Below are 17423 nucleotides of genomic sequence, written 5' to 3' on the forward strand. Positions count from 1 at the left end.
CTCCTTAAGTTATTTACTACGATACTCTGGATCCTGAAGGTACATCTCCCGGATCAACCAAATATAAAATCGATTTATCATCATTAGAAGCTGCTAACAGCATTCCTTGAGACTCTTCACCGGCTAATTTAGCAGGCTTGAGATTAAAAACAATAATTATTTTTTTTCCAATTAATTCTTCAACAGCATAGAATTCTTTAATTCCCGCCATAATTTGACGTTCTTCAATACCTACTCTAACCTTTAATCTTAATAATTTTTTAGATTTTTCAGGTACTTCAGCATGAATTATTTCAGCCACTCTCAGATCTAACTTCATAAAATCATCTATAGTAATTTCAGGTTTTGCTTCAATTTTTGGTATTTGTTTTATTGTTCGTCCAGCTTGTATATTTAATTTTCTAATTTGTGCATCAATTTCTTTATCATCTATCTTACGAAACAAAATTTCACTAGGATTCAACTTTTGTCCAGACTCCAAAAAATTTGTTGCAATACGATCTAACCGTTCTTTTGCTAAATCTGTGGCCTGACCTAGCATATTCCATAATTTTTCCGCACTGTCAGGAATAATACTCCAAGAAGCAAACGCCAAAATTCTCAACGTGTTTAAACATACATTAAGTACTGTTTTCAAACGTTCAGGATTCGAAACACGAAGCTCCCAAGGTTTCATCTCATCAAAATAACGATTCCCTTCACGCGCAATATCCATCATTAACTTACAGGCTTCTCTTACACGATAATGTCCAAAAGCATCAAATAGCTTAGTCAACAACCCCTCCAAAATCAAAAAATGATCCTTATCACGCTGATTATAGGAAGCTTCAGGTACCAAACCGCCTTCTCTGTCAACAAATGTCAGTGTACGATTAACCAAATTTCCGTAGATATTTGCTAATTCATCATTATTACGGCTTTGAAAGAACTTCCAAGAAAAATCAGTATCTTTCGATTCAGGGGCATTAGCAGCTAATGCATATCGTAACGTGTCTGCCGGAAAATCATTGACAGCTTCTTGGGCCCATACTGCCCAATTTTGAGAAGTTGAAATTTTTTCACCTTCCAAATTTAAATATTCGTTTGCTGGAATATCATATGGCAAAATCCAACGATCATCATGCTGTCCCATTAAGAGAGCAGACCAAATAACTGCATGAAAAGGGATATTATCCTTCCCAATAAAATGAATCATTCTCGTTTCAGGATTATGCCAATAATTTTTCCACAAATCAGGTTGACCAAGTTTTTCTGCCCATTCAATAGTAGATGAAATATAGCCAATTGGAGCTTCAAACCAAACATACAATACTTTATCTTGAGCTTCAGGATCATCTAACGGCACGGGTACACCCCATGATAAACTGCGTGTAATTGCACGCTCATGAAGCCCTTCTGTACGGATCCAGCCTAAAATAAAGTGGGTAACATTATCTTTCCAGTCGTTTTTAGATTGAAGCCAAGAAACAATTTTATCCTCAAAATCTTGAAGCTTCAGATACCAATGCCTAGCTTTTTTCACTACAGGCCTTGAACCTGATAAAGTACTTCGGGGATTAATTAACTCAAAAGGCGTCAAAAGCACACCACACTTATCGCACTGATCTCCACGTGCTTTATCATAATGACACTTTGGACATTCTCCTTCAACATAGCGATCCGGCAGAAAACGTTCTGCTTGATAATCATAAAACTGTTCCTCTTCTTTGATAAGAATATGATTATTATTAAGCAAATTAAGAAAAAATTCCTGAGATAATGCAGTGTGTAAAGGCCGAGCCGTTCCAGAAAAATTATCAAAATCGATCCGAAATGCTTTAAATGCCTGAGCAATCTCATGATGATAACGGTCAACAACCTCTTGAGGAGTAACACCTTCGATATCTGCACGAATTGTTATAGGAACTCCATGCTCGTCAGTGCCGCAAATATAGATTACATCATCGCCGTTTAACTTGCGGGATCGCACAAAAATATCTGCAGGGATATATGCCCCTGCTAAATGTCCTAAATGTAAAGGCCCATTTGCATAAGGTAGTGCAGAAGTTACTAAGTATCGCGCCATAAAATCTCCTTAAACTAGGTATGCTGCGAAATAGATTTATATACAAACAAAAACATCCATGTCCCAAGTGCCGCTGCAATAAAATTAATATCTAGTATATTGACCAACAAATGACTAAAAACAGGAATTTTATTCATCCATTGAAGAAGTGGAGTTTCAAAAAGGATATTAAAAATAAATCCGCCTAGGATACAGCCCAACATCCCAACCATAATCCCTGCTTTCACGCCACCAAAAAGTTTATTATCAAATATCCTCACATAAAGAAATCCAAAGCATACACCAAAAACTCCCATAACAGCGGTAGAGAATAAGAAATCAAAAAATTTCATTTACTCCTCTTTTACTTTGTTGAGTGACTGTAATAAAACTAAAATAGCTTGATACCCAAAAGCAATAAAAAATGCATAAATTAAAAACTGTTGGATAAAAAATACTTCTTGAGTTTCCAACGATCGCGGATTAACTTCAAAGTTGATAAAATCGATAATACTCCAGAAAAAAACCAACGATGCTATTATATAATAAGTCCATTGAATAGGTTCATTTTTGAAAAAATAATAAATACCAACAATTCCTATTAATACATTAATCATGCCGAATTGACTAAAATGATATTCAATCACTGCCCAAATTTGCCCTAAAATATTGGAATAATCATCAGTACCTACAGGATATTGTTTTCTAAGCATATGATTGAAAAGAATATCTAGAGTTTGGGTATCACCCCAAGTGAGAGGTTTAGGTTCTGTAAGAGGGGAGATTGCTTTTGCCCGAAAGTAAAAATACAAATAGACTGATAAAGCAAACACAAACAACCATAATGCCCAAGTCAGTAAAAACAAAAAATTATCAACCCAATTTTTCGATGTTTCTTTAGCAAGATCATTTTTTTGAATGAGCTGATAAACTGCCATAATAATAAGTGGCATACTGGTAATAATCCCATGTGCTCCACCTAGAAAAAATACCATTCCTGCTATAACTGCTGCTAAAACAATCCAAAAAATAGCATGTAGAGCATCCTGTCGAGAACGGCTTATTGAAGCTGTATATAAAGAATTTTGAGCAACATAGAAGCTCAACCAAACTGGCCCCCCTAAGATGGCAGTCAAAATATAAGGCACATGCTGAGGAAAAACCAAACGATAACCAGGAGGTCCAAACTCGGGAAATAATATATCAGGCTTAATAGCGGAAATAACCAATAAAAAAATAACCATAATCACTACTATCAGTATCATAATAAGAGGAAATTTACGTTCTTGAAACTGTTTAATAAAGACAGCACCTTTAAAAGAAATAATAAGATAAATTATCGGCACAAGCATAAAAGCCCAAGCAATAATATACCAAACAGGTAATTGGTGATTTGTAATAGAAAGTCCCATAACAAATGCAAGCAATAATGTTATACGAGGAGCCAGCCAAAGATTTTCTTCATCACGGTATGTAATTATTTCTTCATACCAGAGTGTCATCACGAAAAACATTGCTGATGTAAGACCAGCATTAAAAGCATAAACTTCGGCAATTACGGCTTGAGACCAGTGTGCTTTGGAAAATGCAAACAAAAGTGATGCAGCAACAACCGGAATATGTACCACAGGTGAAAAACCAACTACTGATCTATTGAATCCTAATAATTTCACTAATGTCAGATAACAAAAAAGCACAGCACAAGCAGCAGAAACAGCAGAAAAAATATTTAATTTGTATCCTATATCGGGAAAACGAAGAAAAGTAAATAATTTGCCGACAATACCATAAAGTGGAAATCCTGGCGGATGGCTTGCACCCATGTTATATACAGTAGTAATAAGCTCGCCGCTATCGCCTGCTGTGACTGATGGTGTCAAAGTAAGGAAATAAATAAAAAGTGACACAAAAAATAATACACCTGCAAAAACATAATCAATTTTTTGCAAAACATAGGGCTGATAAGCATTGGGATACAATATATTGAACAATACTTGTTGTTTTTTCACAAGAATTCTCCATAATTTAATCAATATAATAATTATAGGATGTTTGAAATAAAAAATCAACAATTATCTTTCGAGAAAATATAAATAAACTACAAAATTCAGTAATTATTATATGTTTAAATTTTGTCATATATTCAAGATATTTTGGAGTAAGATTTGACATTTGATTTTTAACTCTCTATTATAATTATGAGGAATAAACTATTATAAAATATCCTTTAATTAAAAATTAGTTGAGCTATTTCATCAGACTAGAGACTCAAAAACTCTGATAATTCGTTACTTGAAAAATATCACAAAAATTTAAATCTGCATGATTTTAGAAAAATATAACAATAACAACTCTTTTTTCATAAAAACGAATCCTTATACCTTATAAATATAGAATTACTTATAAAATAGAGAAATCATATTGTTTTAATTTTAGGAGGAAACAATGTCTATTTTTAAATATATTTTAGGATTATTGGTGCTGCACGGTACAGCTTTTGCGCAGCATAACATGCACCAGTACAATGCAACACAAACATCATCACCTAGTCAAGTCATTCTTGATCTCATGCACAAACCCATGATGGTCCAACCTTATGCAGACACTGGAAATATCGATATCGATTTTTTATCGAACATGATGCCTCATCATCAAGGTGCTATCGATTCCTCTAAAGAACTTCTCAAACATTCATCAAATAGCACTGTTAAAAATGCTGCTAAACGCATCATCAAAGAACAAGAACAGGAAATTAAAGCATTTAATGCCTTAATAAAAATTTTACAAAAAGAAAATGCTCCCAACATAAATGTCAATTTGAAAAAATTTGTGAAAGATGCAAAAAAAGATATGAATTTAATGATGAAAAACATGATGGGATTAAAATTATCACAAAACCCTGATAAAGATTTTCTTTCCGGTATGATATATCATCATCAAGGTGCCGTTGCAGCATCAAAACAAATTCTAAAATATACACAAGATTCCCGAATAAAAGAAATTGCTGAACATATTATTAAAGCTCAAGAAAAAGAAATACAAGAATTTACCACTTTAATAAAAACACTAGAATAGCATTTAAATATAAACAAAAAACTGTCTATCTAAGAAAACACTAGACAGACAGTTTTTTATTTATCTAATAATATAAAAATATTTGTTAAATCTATTTTATTCAAAATCTGCAAGTTCAATAGCAAGAATCTTAAAATTCTTGACTTCGCCATTAAATTCAAATACAACAACATCTCCTACTTTTTTATCTAACAAAGCATGTCCTAAAGGAGAATGATACGAAATAATACCTTTATCAAAATTTACAGCCCACTGATCAAGAATTTGAAAGCTAACAATACCATCATTTTTTTCTTCTAATGTTACTTTCGTCCCTACATCGACAAAAGAAGTATCTACTTTATTCCGATCTAATACACGTGCTTGAGCTAAATCATTTTCCAATTTTGCAAGATTGGCTTTTAATTGATCTTGTTTTTCGAGCGCAGCCTTATATTCAGAGTTTTCTCTTAAATCACCTTTTTCCATAGCTTCACCGATCGCTAAGGAATTCTGAGGAATCTCAACGTTAATTAGGTGTTCTAAATCTTTACGTTTATTTTCATAAGATTGCTTTGTTACTAAGAAAGGATAACGCGCTGTAATCATGGCAGCAGAAGGTTTTGCTGCTTCCAATTTAGGATATCTGTTATTCAGAGCCTTAAGAAACACATCTTTTTGTTCCTTATCAAACGTGATTGTAGAAGAAATCAATGCAAATAATGACTGTGCAGTACTCTCATCAGCATCATTTATGACCTTATTTAACAATTGTTTCTTAAAAAGAGAATCTTCAATTTGTGTCAACAATTTTTTATTACGTCCAACCGCTGTTTTCACCCCAATCTCTGAATTTAAAATATCAATCAGTGTTACCATACGTAACACCAATTCATCTTCTTTAACATTATGAGCAAATTCTTCCTTCATATCATCTAATGCATGACGTGAAATCCACACGAAAAGTTCTGGCTTTTCTTGAAAATGCGTTAATGCAAAAGAAAAAATATGATTAATATCTTCCCATTTATCATAGGAAACTAATTCTTGCAACATAAAACTATGATTTTTCGTTAACTGTGTCCCTAAAATCAGATCTTTATAGCGATAAGCCCAGTCATCTTTTTTCTGCAGAAGCCGTAAAATGATTTTTTGCAGCTCAGCATCTAAAGAACTATAAAAATCAGAGAAATTTTTAATACCATTTAATATGCCAATATCAATTAAATTCTCATCTAAGGCTTCAATTTTAGCTAATTTCAACAGAGATAAAGAGATAACTTTTCGTTCCGAACTTTCACTATGAGCATTAAGAACCTCTAAGAAATAATTTTTTAATGCAGATGCAGATTTTTCATTAATATCACCGCCTCTTTCAATAAAATTCAAACAAACGGCAACTTTATTTTCAAAACTGGTTGTTTTTTTAAATCGACTGATTAATTCCTCAACAACCGAGCGTTCCGTATCTCTTAATTCAATGACATTTCTTTTTGCTAAACTAGGAACAATAGTATTGGAAAATTCCATCATTTTTTTAGCTCTAAGCCACCAACGAGCCCATTCTTTATCACTTAATAAATCAGGCACAATAATTTCTTTTAGATCTTTTGAATTGATCGCTTCAACATCATTACTACGCATGATTAGTTCTATTACTTTTAATGGATCCTGATCTAACAATTGTCGCAACTTCTCAGGCTTTTGGTTTTTCCAAAGAAGAATATGATCTTCATCGAGAACAGTAAGCGACCGCAATGCAATCATAAGACTCATCTCATGCTCTTCTTTACCAACAAAACTAATAATAACTTTATCTTTTTCTATTAATTTTACTTCGCCAATGCCCCAATTCTTATGATGGACAAACGAACCTGTATCAAAAGCAATATGGCTTTCGAAAAATCGAATCGCTTCACGATAAGGTTTCCAACTTTGACCTACATTAGATGCTTTTAAGTAATATTCCAATTGATGATGATCTTTGTAAATTTCACGATAGCAGTCTTCAATAGCTTTTCGGTACTGTTTCTCAGAAGGGTGAAGCGCTACACAAAATTTTACTAAAGGCAATACTTGTTTGAACTTACCTTCCCTCATCATATTCTTTGCAACAGTATTAAATGCTAATGCAGCAACATATTCATCACTAGCAGCTTCGCGAATTTTTTTAGCAATAGCAATAACTAGTTTGGTATCTTCCGGATATAAAATAATAATACGATTCCATAACTCTTCGATCATTTTTAGATTTCGCATCCGGATAAAACGCTCTATCGCTAAACGATAGTAAAACATCGCTAAATCCTTGTCTTCTGTTTCGTAAAATTCTCCTAATAGTTTTGCATTTGCTGCATCAGAACTATCCACTAAAACTAAACGTTTTCTAATATTAAACAACGCTTCTTTATCATCCTGATTAACATAGATCTGTTCTAGTGTACGAAGAGCATATTTATGTTCACGATATGAAAGAATTTTTTCACATAAAAACTCTACTACTTTTATTTTATTATGTTCTAAAAACATCTTAATCAGCTGAGGCAGATAAGAATCGTCCATTGCTGATTCTTGTAGGGAAATAGAACCTACAATATACAACGCTATTACGCTTTGCGGACTATCTTTGAGGTGCTCGCGGGATATTTGGCGTACATCATCCAAACAATCATTATTACGAGCACTTTCCATCAAAGCGTCTAATTCTACAAAATTTCTTACACTATAAGTATCCAAGCCTGTTTTTGTCCATTTTTCGGTATTCAATTTTTCTTGGAGATCATTTAATAATGGTTCTTTTTTGATCGATTGTTCTGCCATAGAGCATTGCCTCCTAAAGCAAGCTTAGATTTTATTATATTGTTTGCAAGAGATTATCTAGAACTTTTTCAGATTGAAGTCCTAGTGCTTTTGCAGACTCTTCATAAGAATGAATCTGGTAAAGCATAGCAAAAAGTTCTAATACACGCCGATAAATTTGTTGGGCTCCTCCTGAGGTTTTCATCTGGTAAATATAATAGTCAAAAACCCAAAAGTACACGTTAAGTAATTGTGGAATAATAATTTCCGTAGATTCTACACCCCTTAACTCATTTTCTAAGTAAGATATTTTATCATGAAGTTTTTTATATTCGTCATAGCGCAGATTTCGCCTTATTGTAAGGCCTCCATATAAATATCCATATACTGGGACCCAATATTTTACTTTGCTGTCCGGAAACATATCACCTTTTACAAGATCAATAATTTTAAGAATAATAGGTGATTCTATACTATCCAAATCCAAAGTATTTATACAATTAAGAAACAGTTCATTAAAAATGATTTCTGCCAACTCAATTTTCTGAGGATCATTAACAGATTCAGAATAAATATCACCTAACAAAGTATAAACACGAAAATCGTCTTCATCCGGAAAGCGCCCTAAAATAAACTCTAATGTCTCCACTGCACGACTGATCATACCAGACTCATAAAATGCATAAGCCAATAAAACTAGTACTTCTTTATTAGAATTTTCACTATCACGACTGGCACGGCTAAGAAAATCAATAATTTTGTTAAATACATAACTTTTAGCAGCAAAAAACACTTTTTGATTATAAACTTTATATTCCAAACAAAATTCAACAAAATCTTCCCATTCTGCAAAAAGTTTTGCTCCTGATTTGGTATCCGTATAAGTAAAATAATCACTCCGCTTCTGCCAAAACCGCGTAGTTTTAAGAACATCGTCTAGAATTAACGTAAGTTTGGCGTTATCGTCTATAGCAAAAGCAATTTGTTCAGCTTCACTCCAATGACCTGCTTTCAAATTCTGAAGAATGTTTTTTTCATCTTGTGAAAATTCAGACACAGGCACCTCTTTAATAAACTTCTCACACTAATTTAGATTATAAAGAATCTTTTCAAAAATAGCAAGGTTAATAAAAAAAATTATTTTAATAAAACAGTACACCAAACGTAGGCAACATATTTAAGGAACGCCCTTCATAGATAAGCGAATAACGATGGTAACTTTCAATGACTTTTTTTACATAATTCCGAGTCTCACGGAATGGATGAATTTCCACAAGCTCCCAATGATTTTTAGGCATATAGGATTTTTTCAGCTGGCTGACTGTTGTCGGTCCTCCATTATATGCAGCAAGCGCCGGCAGCAATCCCAAATTCTGGATATTATCGTACAAATAGCTAGTGCCTAACATTACATTAATCTTAGGATCATAAATATTATAATTTTTAGTATCTGGTAGAACTTTTTTAGCTACAAATTGAGCTGTCGTGGGCATCAACTGCATGAGCCCGCGGGCTCCCACTTTAGATCGTGCTTCAGGTTTATAAAAACTTTCTGTACGGATAATCGCATAAACAAGCCCTTCATCGACATTATGCCCCAGCGACGATAATGCAATGGAAATATCATCCTGATAAGGCTTCGGATAATAAGCCTGAAGAGCATCTCTACCAATACTGGCACTAAATTTGCCACGCACAAGATCGCTGCGCTGGGCATAAAGATTTCGAAATCCTGGATGCTGCTGCCTATCCAAATAAAAACTGCTCAAAACCCTGTCTTGCTCAAAAGGATTATTGATCCCATCATGAAACAACACACTGCGAGCACCGTCTTCTAAGCCTAATGTCAAATAAGCATCACTGAGAAGTTTGACGGTTTTGCTAGGCTCTTTTTTGGAAGATGCGGAAATCACGCCCTCAGCAATAAGAATTTTTTCTGCCTGCCCCCGTTCGAGATAGGTACCAATATGATGCATTAAAGTTGCATAACGAATACGGTTTTTTTTATCTTTATAAATATTTTCTTTCATACGGACAAGATATTTTGTTCGGGAAGGAGGTGATTTTTCAAAAACTGTATTAATCAGTTCATAGGATAAAATCCCAAAATATGTTTCCGGTTCGCGAGCAATGACTTCGCCAAGCAGAGTCACACCAGCATTAGTATTGCCCTGCTCTAAATGAGCATATGCTAGCCAAAAATTGATATATGAAGAAAAAAAACCATCCCACATTTTAGCACGGGCAGGCTCAAGATGTTCAACAATCTTATCATAACGCTTAAAGGCTAAAAAATTCCTGACAGCACGTTCAGAGTTCGCCACCAAATATTTATCTTCAAGCTCTCCTTGAAGGTATTCTGCAAACAAACGATCAACATGTTCAGCATTGTAGGGAGCTTTTTGTGAGCCTCGGTAAGCATACAAAGATTTATTAAACATGCGGCCTCTCGTACGAGAATGATGACGCGCACTGTAAAAATCAAGATATTCAACTACATCATTATTATCAGAAACATTTTTTAGAAGATGAACCAAATAATGCTCCTGATCTTTCAAACGCTGGCTCCATTCCATGAGAAGATCAAAATTAGGAACTTCCCGCTGAATTCTTATTTTCATGAATGATATCACCTTAGAAAGTTGATTATAATTCAAAAGATGCTCAATAAGACGGTCGATATCTGAGAGTTCTACTTTATTATCCAGTATCGTAAGAATCCGCAAACTCGTAGATGCATCACGAAGCTGAACAAAACCATTCTCCATCAAATAATGCATAGCAAAAGATGCTTCATCTTGAGATATCTCTTCAGGATTTTTTAACACAACTGAAACAAATTCACGTAGTTTTGGAGAAAAATTTTCAGAATGCTCTTGAAAAACCTTACGTACCACTGCTGGATTGCCACTACGAAAACCTTGGTCCAACAAAACACGCATAGCATCATCACGGATAGCCTTGCATGATGATTCGCGAATAACATTTTCCAGATTAGAATAAGAAACAGGCCGTATACCTAGATTATAACGCATAACAGCCTGATAAATTTTTTGCTGGCCCTCTAAAAACGGCGTATCAGGCTGCATCCGATTCAAACGCGACAGCAAACGGCGGTAAAGATTGATCCGCTCTTCAGGACTCGAAGGAAGTTTTTGATAAAGTTGAATAATATCAAAAAATTCTTCTATCATACCAGGATTTTCCTGATTCAAAAGACAAATTTCCGATTCAACAGTCAAATTTTCTTCCGCTTCGGGAAAAACATCTGATGCACTTAATACAACTCCAACATAAGACAATACTAAAACTATATAAAAAAACGTGAATTTCTTAGATTGCCTTGCAAATTTCAAGGAAAACCTCTCATTTGTTTTAAATGATATTACTACAAAAAGACTCAATTCGGCAAATTTTAAGCGTTAAAGGTTTCAAGGTAGTGGGTGATTGCATAGGAAACTTTTGCACCGTCTCCCACAGCAACAGCAACCTGTTTGATAGCATTGCGGCAACAGTCTCCCGCAGCAAAAGCGCCGGCAACATGAGGAATACGTCCGGCAGAATCTACAGAAATAAAACCATCTTTTTCTTTATATGATTCATCAAGCCAAGAGGTATTAGGATCAAGACCAACATAAAGAAAAACACCATCTACTTTTTTTTCAAAAAGCGAATTATTTTTAACATTTTTCAAAAGAAGTGTTTCCACTGTTAAGGAGCCTTTAATTTCTTCGACGACTGTATCAAATAAAATTTCTATTTTCGGATTGTCAAGAACTGCTTTTTGAATAAATTTTTCAGCTCGGAATTCATCACGCCGATGAATGATAAAAACCTTAGCAGCAATTTTACTGAGAAAAATCGACTCTTCCAACGCTGAATTACCACCCCCAATGACAGCAACAACTTTGTCCTTATAGAAAGCACCATCACAGACCGCACAAGTCCCAACACCACGCCCAAAAAAATGATCTTCACCCTTGACTCCTAACCTTTTAGAAGCTGTACCTGTCGCAATCAGAATACTTTTTACCTGATACGAAGCGTTGGTGCCAGTTGTGATTTCAAATAAATTATCATATTTTGAAAGCCATACTACATTATCGTAGACAAATTCAGCATTAAAACGCTCGACTTGTTTACGCATAAGATCAGCCAATTCCATACCATTAATTCCCTCTGGAAATCCAGGATAATTATCAATCATATGAGTCAGTGCTGCTTGTCCACCTGCTGCAAGTTGCTCGAAAAGACACACACGATAACCAGCTCTCGCAGAATATATGGCAGCAGTCATTCCTGCAGGCCCAGCACCGATAACGGCTAAATCTACTATATTTTCCATAAAATACTCCAAAATACAAATTATATTATAATAGATGCCAAGCTATAAAATCAAGCGGTATTAACGATCCCTATCCACAGAAACATAAATTTCTACACGACGGTTATATGCACGACCTTCAGGAGTATCGTTTGACTCGATTGGCTCGAATTCGGCACGACCTTCAGCATAAAAACGTTTGGGATCCAAGCCAAAATCGATCAAATAACGGACGATTGTCGAAGCTCTTCCGGTAGAAAGTTCCCAATTGCTCGGGAACCTCTGAGCCAGTGCCGAACCTGGAATAATCGCACCTCTATCGGTATGTCCGATCACTTCTAATCGACTGTTTATTGGGCTGTCGAGAAGCGCAAATGCAACCTTCCGCAAAATTTCGACACCTTCTTCATAATCGATTTGAGCTGAAGCAGGCCGAAAGAAAAAATCACTCGCCAGCGTAATTTTATAACCTTTAGTGGTTTCATCGATTCTGACTTTTGTCGATTTAATTTCTGGTTTCAAGAGATCAGAAATTTTTTGTATTTCTTTCGCAAGACCTTTACCGTACGTATTAGATGGCAAACTTTCAACTGTAGAACCCATTTCCACTAAAACACCAGGCGTTAAGGTACTACCGCCTTCAAGCTTGTTTAACGAACCATCAAACGCCGATAAAATCAATTGAATCTGCTGACCAGGAGGAGCTTGAATACCCATGAGAGCAACAAAAAATGTAAGCAGCAACGTAACCATATCACCATAAGTATTCATCCAAGCCGGAGAACCGGGAACACATTTTGGGCATTTTTTTTCACCTTCAGCCATATGGGTCTCCTAATCTTCTGATTCGGCACGCCGATCGCTGGCTGACAAGAATGAGTTCAAACGTTCACGTAAGATAGCTGGGTTATCACCCGCTTGAATTGACAACACGCCTTCAAGGATAATTTCTTTCATCATGACTTCTTCAGCATTGAAATTATTAAGTTTTGCGGCAATCGGAATACAAATCCAGTTTGCTAAAATCGAGCCGTAAAGAGTGGTAATCAAAGCCACAGCCATTCCTTTCCCCAAGGCAGACGTATCGGCAAGATTTCCTAACAGAGCAATTAGTCCGACTAATGTCCCTATCATCCCAAAAGCAGGTCCATAAGCTCCCCAATCGGCAAAAATTTGAGCATAAGCTTGATGACGTGCATCGAGTTTGTCTAATTCATTATACATAATACGTTTTACAACTTCAGGATCGGTACCATCGACAACCAATCGAATTGCTTTTTGAAGAAAAGGATCGGGGATTTCGGCAACATCATCTTCCAAAGAAAGCACACCTTCTTTACGAGCCTTTTCGCCAAAAGTCAGCAACGTATCAATCAAAGGGGCTAGTTCTGTATTAGGTTGTTTCATTGCAATCGAAAAAAGCTTGCCGATTTTCTTAGTACGCTCCCAAGGATTTGCTAAAATTGTAGCGCCCGCAGAACCGCCCACAGTAATAAGAATAGAGTTTAAATCCCAATACGGAGCTAAAGTACCAGCCGATAAAAACATTCCACCGAACATCAGAATCGCACAAACAACCAATCCAATAATTGAACCTCTTTCCATGTCAACTCTCCTTCTTCCTAGGATTCAGAGAAACATTAGCTCCAGCATGTACTAAAGCTTTATAAATGCTACCGGCTAAAAAATTGGAAAATTTTCTTTCCAAATCTTGGGGACTTTCTTTAACCAAAAATTTTTTTCCGGAATTGAAAATAACAACGGTATCCGGAGTTTGTTCGATGGTTTCGATCAGTGCTGGATTGAGAAAGATTTTAGTATCGTTGAGTCTGGTAACCTCTATCATGAGACACTCCTATTAACGTTTAAGGTTGAGGACTTCCTGCAGCATATTGTCGCTGGTAGTGATCACACGTGAATTCGACTGGAATCCTCTTTCAGTTACAATCATATCAGTAAAAGTTTCGGAAAGATCAACATTTGACATCTCAAGCGCACCAACTATCAATTTACCGCGACCCATAGTACCCGCTTCTCCAATCGATGCCATTCCGGAATTGTTGGACTCGGCATAAAGAGAAGTTCCTTGTTTTTCAAGGCCCATAGGATTTGTAAATACCGCCAAAGCTACTTGACCCAAAGGACGACGTACCCCATTATCCATAACACCTGTAATAAGTCCACTTTCATCGATGAGAAAACTTTCCATATATCCCATGCCATTGCCGTTTTGTTCGTAAGCTTCTGTGGTAAATCGGGACGCAAATTGAGTAATAGTATTCTTTACCGAACCAGCTTCACCAAGATCCATGTTAAATGTTTGTGTCGTGCCATCCGGGTGGTCGTATGTAACAATCGCAGAAATAGAGCCTTCGGCATCCGTATCACCAGCTTCGCCAGCTGCTTCTGTAATTGCTGCCAATGTGCCATTCGTATTAAATGTCAAATTAAGCGCATTATTCGTATCAAGCTTTGCTGTACCAACGCTCACACGGATATTTTCAATCTTGTTGCCATCCTTATCAGTCATTGTAAGAGCCATGTTCCATTCATTCAATGCATTTCTCTCAAAAGAACTCGATAAACGCCATGGATTTCCATATGGATCAAAAATATCAATCGAAGTCCCATGAGTAGCTTGAACGCGTTCAGCAGCTGTTGCATTAGCATCAAGAATCAATGCATTCGCATTAAGGTTGGAACGAAATTTTACATTACGGGTTGCTTGAGCTTCTACTTTCTGCCCTTGTTCAATCTTTAAATCACCCACAGGAGCAGATGTGTCAACAACGTACTCGCCAGTTGGGAAAAGCTCTGACTGCCAACCTTGAACGCGCAATCCGCTGGAATTCACTAGAGTACCGTCACGGTCTATCATAAAATTACCGTTCCGCGTATAGAAAGTATTTTCGCCATCTTGCATCACATAAAATCCTTCACCAGTAATCGCCAAATCAGTATTTTTCCCTGTTGTCTGCAACGAACCTTGAGTCATAATATTGTCAATCGACGCAACAGCCATCCCTAAACCGACTTGTTTCGCGTTGATACCACCACGGTCTTCATTAGGACGCGCTGCTCCAGAACTCATCTGCGATAAAATATCTTGAAATGTTACCCGGCCTTTCTTAAAACCTGTCGTATTAACGTTAGCAACATTATTTCCTATAACATCCATGCGAGTTTGATGATTTTGAAGCCCGGACACTCCTGAATATAACGATCGTACCATAATTTTTCTCCAAGAATATTTTTATTTTATTTTAGTTTAGTTTAGTTTATTTTTTAATTTCCAGCTGCAACCAGCATATTTTTGACTTGAGTAATATCTTTAAAAGCAATTTCCTGACCGCCAGATTTCAGAAAACTCAACCCGTCACGCATAAGAACAGAATCCACAATTCCCGAACGTTCAAAACCTGCAGCATCAGTCCAAGAAATTTCTTTACCGACAAGAGAGACACTCTTAGTGAAATCGAATTCTTTAGTAAATTTCGTCAAATTTTCAGCAACAGCACTCATTTGCTTCAGCGACGTAAACTGTGCCATTTGTCCAATAAATTGTTTATCATCCATTGGCTTGGTAGGATCTTGTGTTTTCAGCTGGGTCACTAAAAGAGTTAAAAAATCTGCTTCTTCAAGTGTATTTTTGCTGACTATTTTTTGTTTTTCTTTGAGTTGAGAATTAAATGCGTGTGACTTTTTCTCTAAAATTTGTTTTTGAGCAGTATTCATTTCTGTTGACAATACCATATTTCCTCCCTGCCGTAGCAGCCCTGTTTTTAAACCGTATAATCGACTATTGTATCAAGCACTAATCCATTTGAAACTTTATTTTTTTGTTCTCCAGAACCTAAGCGGATAGCTTTGTATTGTGTTGAATCCTGCAATTCATCTTGTTCTTGAAAAGCTCCCCCATCCAGCTGAACATCAACACCTGCTAGCATTATCCCAGCTTCTGCCAGCGACTGTCTAAGGTTATCCAGATTTTGCTCAAAAAAGAAACGAGCCTCTTGAGTACCAACAACAATTTTTCCGCTCATAATCCCATCTTCAATGCGGAATGACAACTTCATATGCCCCAACTCCGGAGGTGTTAGTTTCATTTTCATCTCGCTGTTGCCCTCCTGAAGCGTAATAAATGATTTAGCAGCAACATTTTGCATCATAGCTTCAACTTGAACACGCGAAACAGGTGAAGAAAAATTCTCATACGCACGCTGCACACTAGATATCAATCGCGATTGTGAAGGTAGTTCTACGGTATTTTCTCCTAAAACAGGAATCTGATTTTCATACAAAGCTTCTAACACTAAAGGATCATTTATTTCTTTTATTTTCTGAGGTTCTACACGGTTATCTTTAACAAAAAAAACAGACTTTTCATCATGCTGTTTATCCTCATATTCTAATATTCCTGATATGAATTCTAATTCATTATTATCAGCGAAAGTTTCCGATATCGATGATTCTTCTAACGGAGATAAAAGTGTAATATTTTGTGTATACACATCGTTCGCCTTTTGAATCATTTGCAATAATATATTTTGTTTTGGATCATTCTCTTGAAAAAAAGAAATATCCAAATTATTAACTACAAAAGCTAAATAATTTGCAGAGAAAAAAATATCGTCTTCCAATTCACCTTTTTGAGAAAATTCCTTTAAAGACTGACTAACAAAATCAATCATATTTTGAGACCACTCCATAAGTATTTCTTCATCTAGCACCATAATATTATCTTCAACAGTTTTCAATATATCCTGAATATTAGTTAAAAGTACTTTTAATGGATCTATTTTTGGTGATTTTGGAAACAATTCTTCTATATTAAAAAATTCCTGCTCAAGATTATCCAGTTGTTCTAAAATATCTGAATATTTAAGATCATTCTCTACAATTTGCTGGTCCTTTTGCATTTTACCGATCATTTTATCGAAATTATGGGGCTTACTAATATTATTTTTCAAAGATGGTCCATGGGAATTATGATCCCTTACTGTTAATGATATCGATTGTACCATAGATAAAAACCCTCTCACTAAATAAAAATAAAGCTTAAATAAATATCGGAATAAAAAAAAAAAAATTAAGCACATAAAACAAAATTTCATAATAAAGAATGAAAATAGATTTAATCAAATAATAGAAAATAAAAAAAGTATTAACTAACCTTAGATAAGATAAAAATTTAAAGATTCT

Annotated in this window: 14 protein-coding genes; 1 reads left to right on the forward strand and 13 read right to left on the reverse strand. The window is 35.5% G+C overall.

The features are described from left to right. Positions 1-16: 16 nt before the first annotated feature. The 3 genes from metG to BM018_RS04320 are packed head-to-tail and all read right to left on the reverse strand — an operon-like array spanning position 17 to position 4053. Positions 17-2065 (reverse strand): methionine--tRNA ligase, encoded by a 2049-nt coding sequence (gene metG, locus BM018_RS04310; RefSeq protein ID WP_092318992.1) that lies wholly within the window; start codon positions 2063-2065, stop codon positions 17-19. A 14-nt stretch (positions 2066-2079) separates the two neighbouring features. Continuing rightward, positions 2080-2397 (reverse strand): hypothetical protein, encoded by a 318-nt coding sequence (locus tag BM018_RS04315; RefSeq protein ID WP_092318994.1) that lies wholly within the window; start codon positions 2395-2397, stop codon positions 2080-2082. After that, positions 2398-4053, reverse strand: a complete 1656-nt coding sequence (locus tag BM018_RS04320) for a glycosyltransferase family 117 protein (protein ID WP_092318996.1) — start codon at positions 4051-4053, stop codon at positions 2398-2400. A 436-nt stretch (positions 4054-4489) separates the two neighbouring features. Here BM018_RS04320 and BM018_RS04325 point away from each other — a divergent pair, with 436 nt between their 5' ends. Further along, positions 4490-5119 (forward strand): DUF305 domain-containing protein, encoded by a 630-nt coding sequence (locus BM018_RS04325; RefSeq protein ID WP_092318998.1) that lies wholly within the window; start codon positions 4490-4492, stop codon positions 5117-5119. 96 nt (positions 5120-5215) lie between these two features. On the opposite strand, the gene greA is transcribed toward BM018_RS04325, so the two are convergent. From greA to BM018_RS04375, 10 genes are all read right to left on the reverse strand, one after another. Beyond that, the gene (greA, locus tag BM018_RS04330) at positions 5216-7918 is read right to left on the reverse strand and encodes a transcription elongation factor GreA (protein ID WP_092319000.1); all 2703 of its coding nucleotides are present in this window, start codon (positions 7916-7918) and stop codon (positions 5216-5218) included. Positions 7919-7952: 34 nt separating this feature from the next. Then, positions 7953-8954 carry a hypothetical protein gene (locus BM018_RS04335; RefSeq protein ID WP_092319002.1) on the reverse strand — a complete coding sequence of 334 codons (1002 nt, stop codon included), beginning with the start codon at positions 8952-8954 and terminating at the stop codon, positions 7953-7955. Positions 8955-9039: 85 nt separating this feature from the next. Further along, positions 9040-11253 carry a lytic transglycosylase domain-containing protein gene (locus tag BM018_RS04340; protein ID WP_092319004.1) on the reverse strand — a complete coding sequence of 738 codons (2214 nt, stop codon included), beginning with the start codon at positions 11251-11253 and terminating at the stop codon, positions 9040-9042. Positions 11254-11312: 59 nt separating this feature from the next. Next, entirely contained in the window at positions 11313-12242 is a 930-nt protein-coding gene (gene trxB / locus BM018_RS04345; protein WP_092319006.1) for a thioredoxin-disulfide reductase, read from the reverse strand. A 60-nt stretch (positions 12243-12302) separates the two neighbouring features. Next, positions 12303-13046, reverse strand: coding sequence for an OmpA family protein (locus tag BM018_RS04350; protein ID WP_092319008.1), 744 nt, complete (start codon positions 13044-13046; stop codon positions 12303-12305). A gap of 9 nt (positions 13047-13055) precedes the next feature. Continuing rightward, positions 13056-13826, reverse strand: coding sequence for a motility protein A (locus tag BM018_RS04355; RefSeq protein ID WP_092319010.1), 771 nt, complete (start codon positions 13824-13826; stop codon positions 13056-13058). A gap of 1 nt (position 13827) precedes the next feature. Continuing rightward, complete coding sequence (locus BM018_RS04360; protein ID WP_092319012.1) at positions 13828-14067, reverse strand: flagellar FlbD family protein; 240 nt, start codon at positions 14065-14067, stop codon at positions 13828-13830. Between the two features lie 12 nt (positions 14068-14079). Continuing rightward, on the reverse strand, positions 14080-15453 hold the full coding sequence (gene flgE / locus BM018_RS04365) for a flagellar hook protein FlgE (protein ID WP_092319014.1): 1374 nt from the start codon (positions 15451-15453) through the stop codon (positions 14080-14082). A gap of 53 nt (positions 15454-15506) precedes the next feature. Next, complete coding sequence (locus tag BM018_RS04370; RefSeq protein ID WP_092319016.1) at positions 15507-15974, reverse strand: flagellar hook capping FlgD N-terminal domain-containing protein; 468 nt, start codon at positions 15972-15974, stop codon at positions 15507-15509. A gap of 29 nt (positions 15975-16003) precedes the next feature. Next, the gene (locus BM018_RS04375) at positions 16004-17245 is read right to left on the reverse strand and encodes a flagellar hook-length control protein FliK (protein ID WP_159428174.1); all 1242 of its coding nucleotides are present in this window, start codon (positions 17243-17245) and stop codon (positions 16004-16006) included. Positions 17246-17423: the final 178 nt, after the last annotated feature.

This window comes from Brevinema andersonii, from assembly GCF_900112165.1.
GTDB classification, from domain to species: Bacteria; Spirochaetota; Brevinematia; order Brevinematales; family Brevinemataceae; genus Brevinema; species Brevinema andersonii.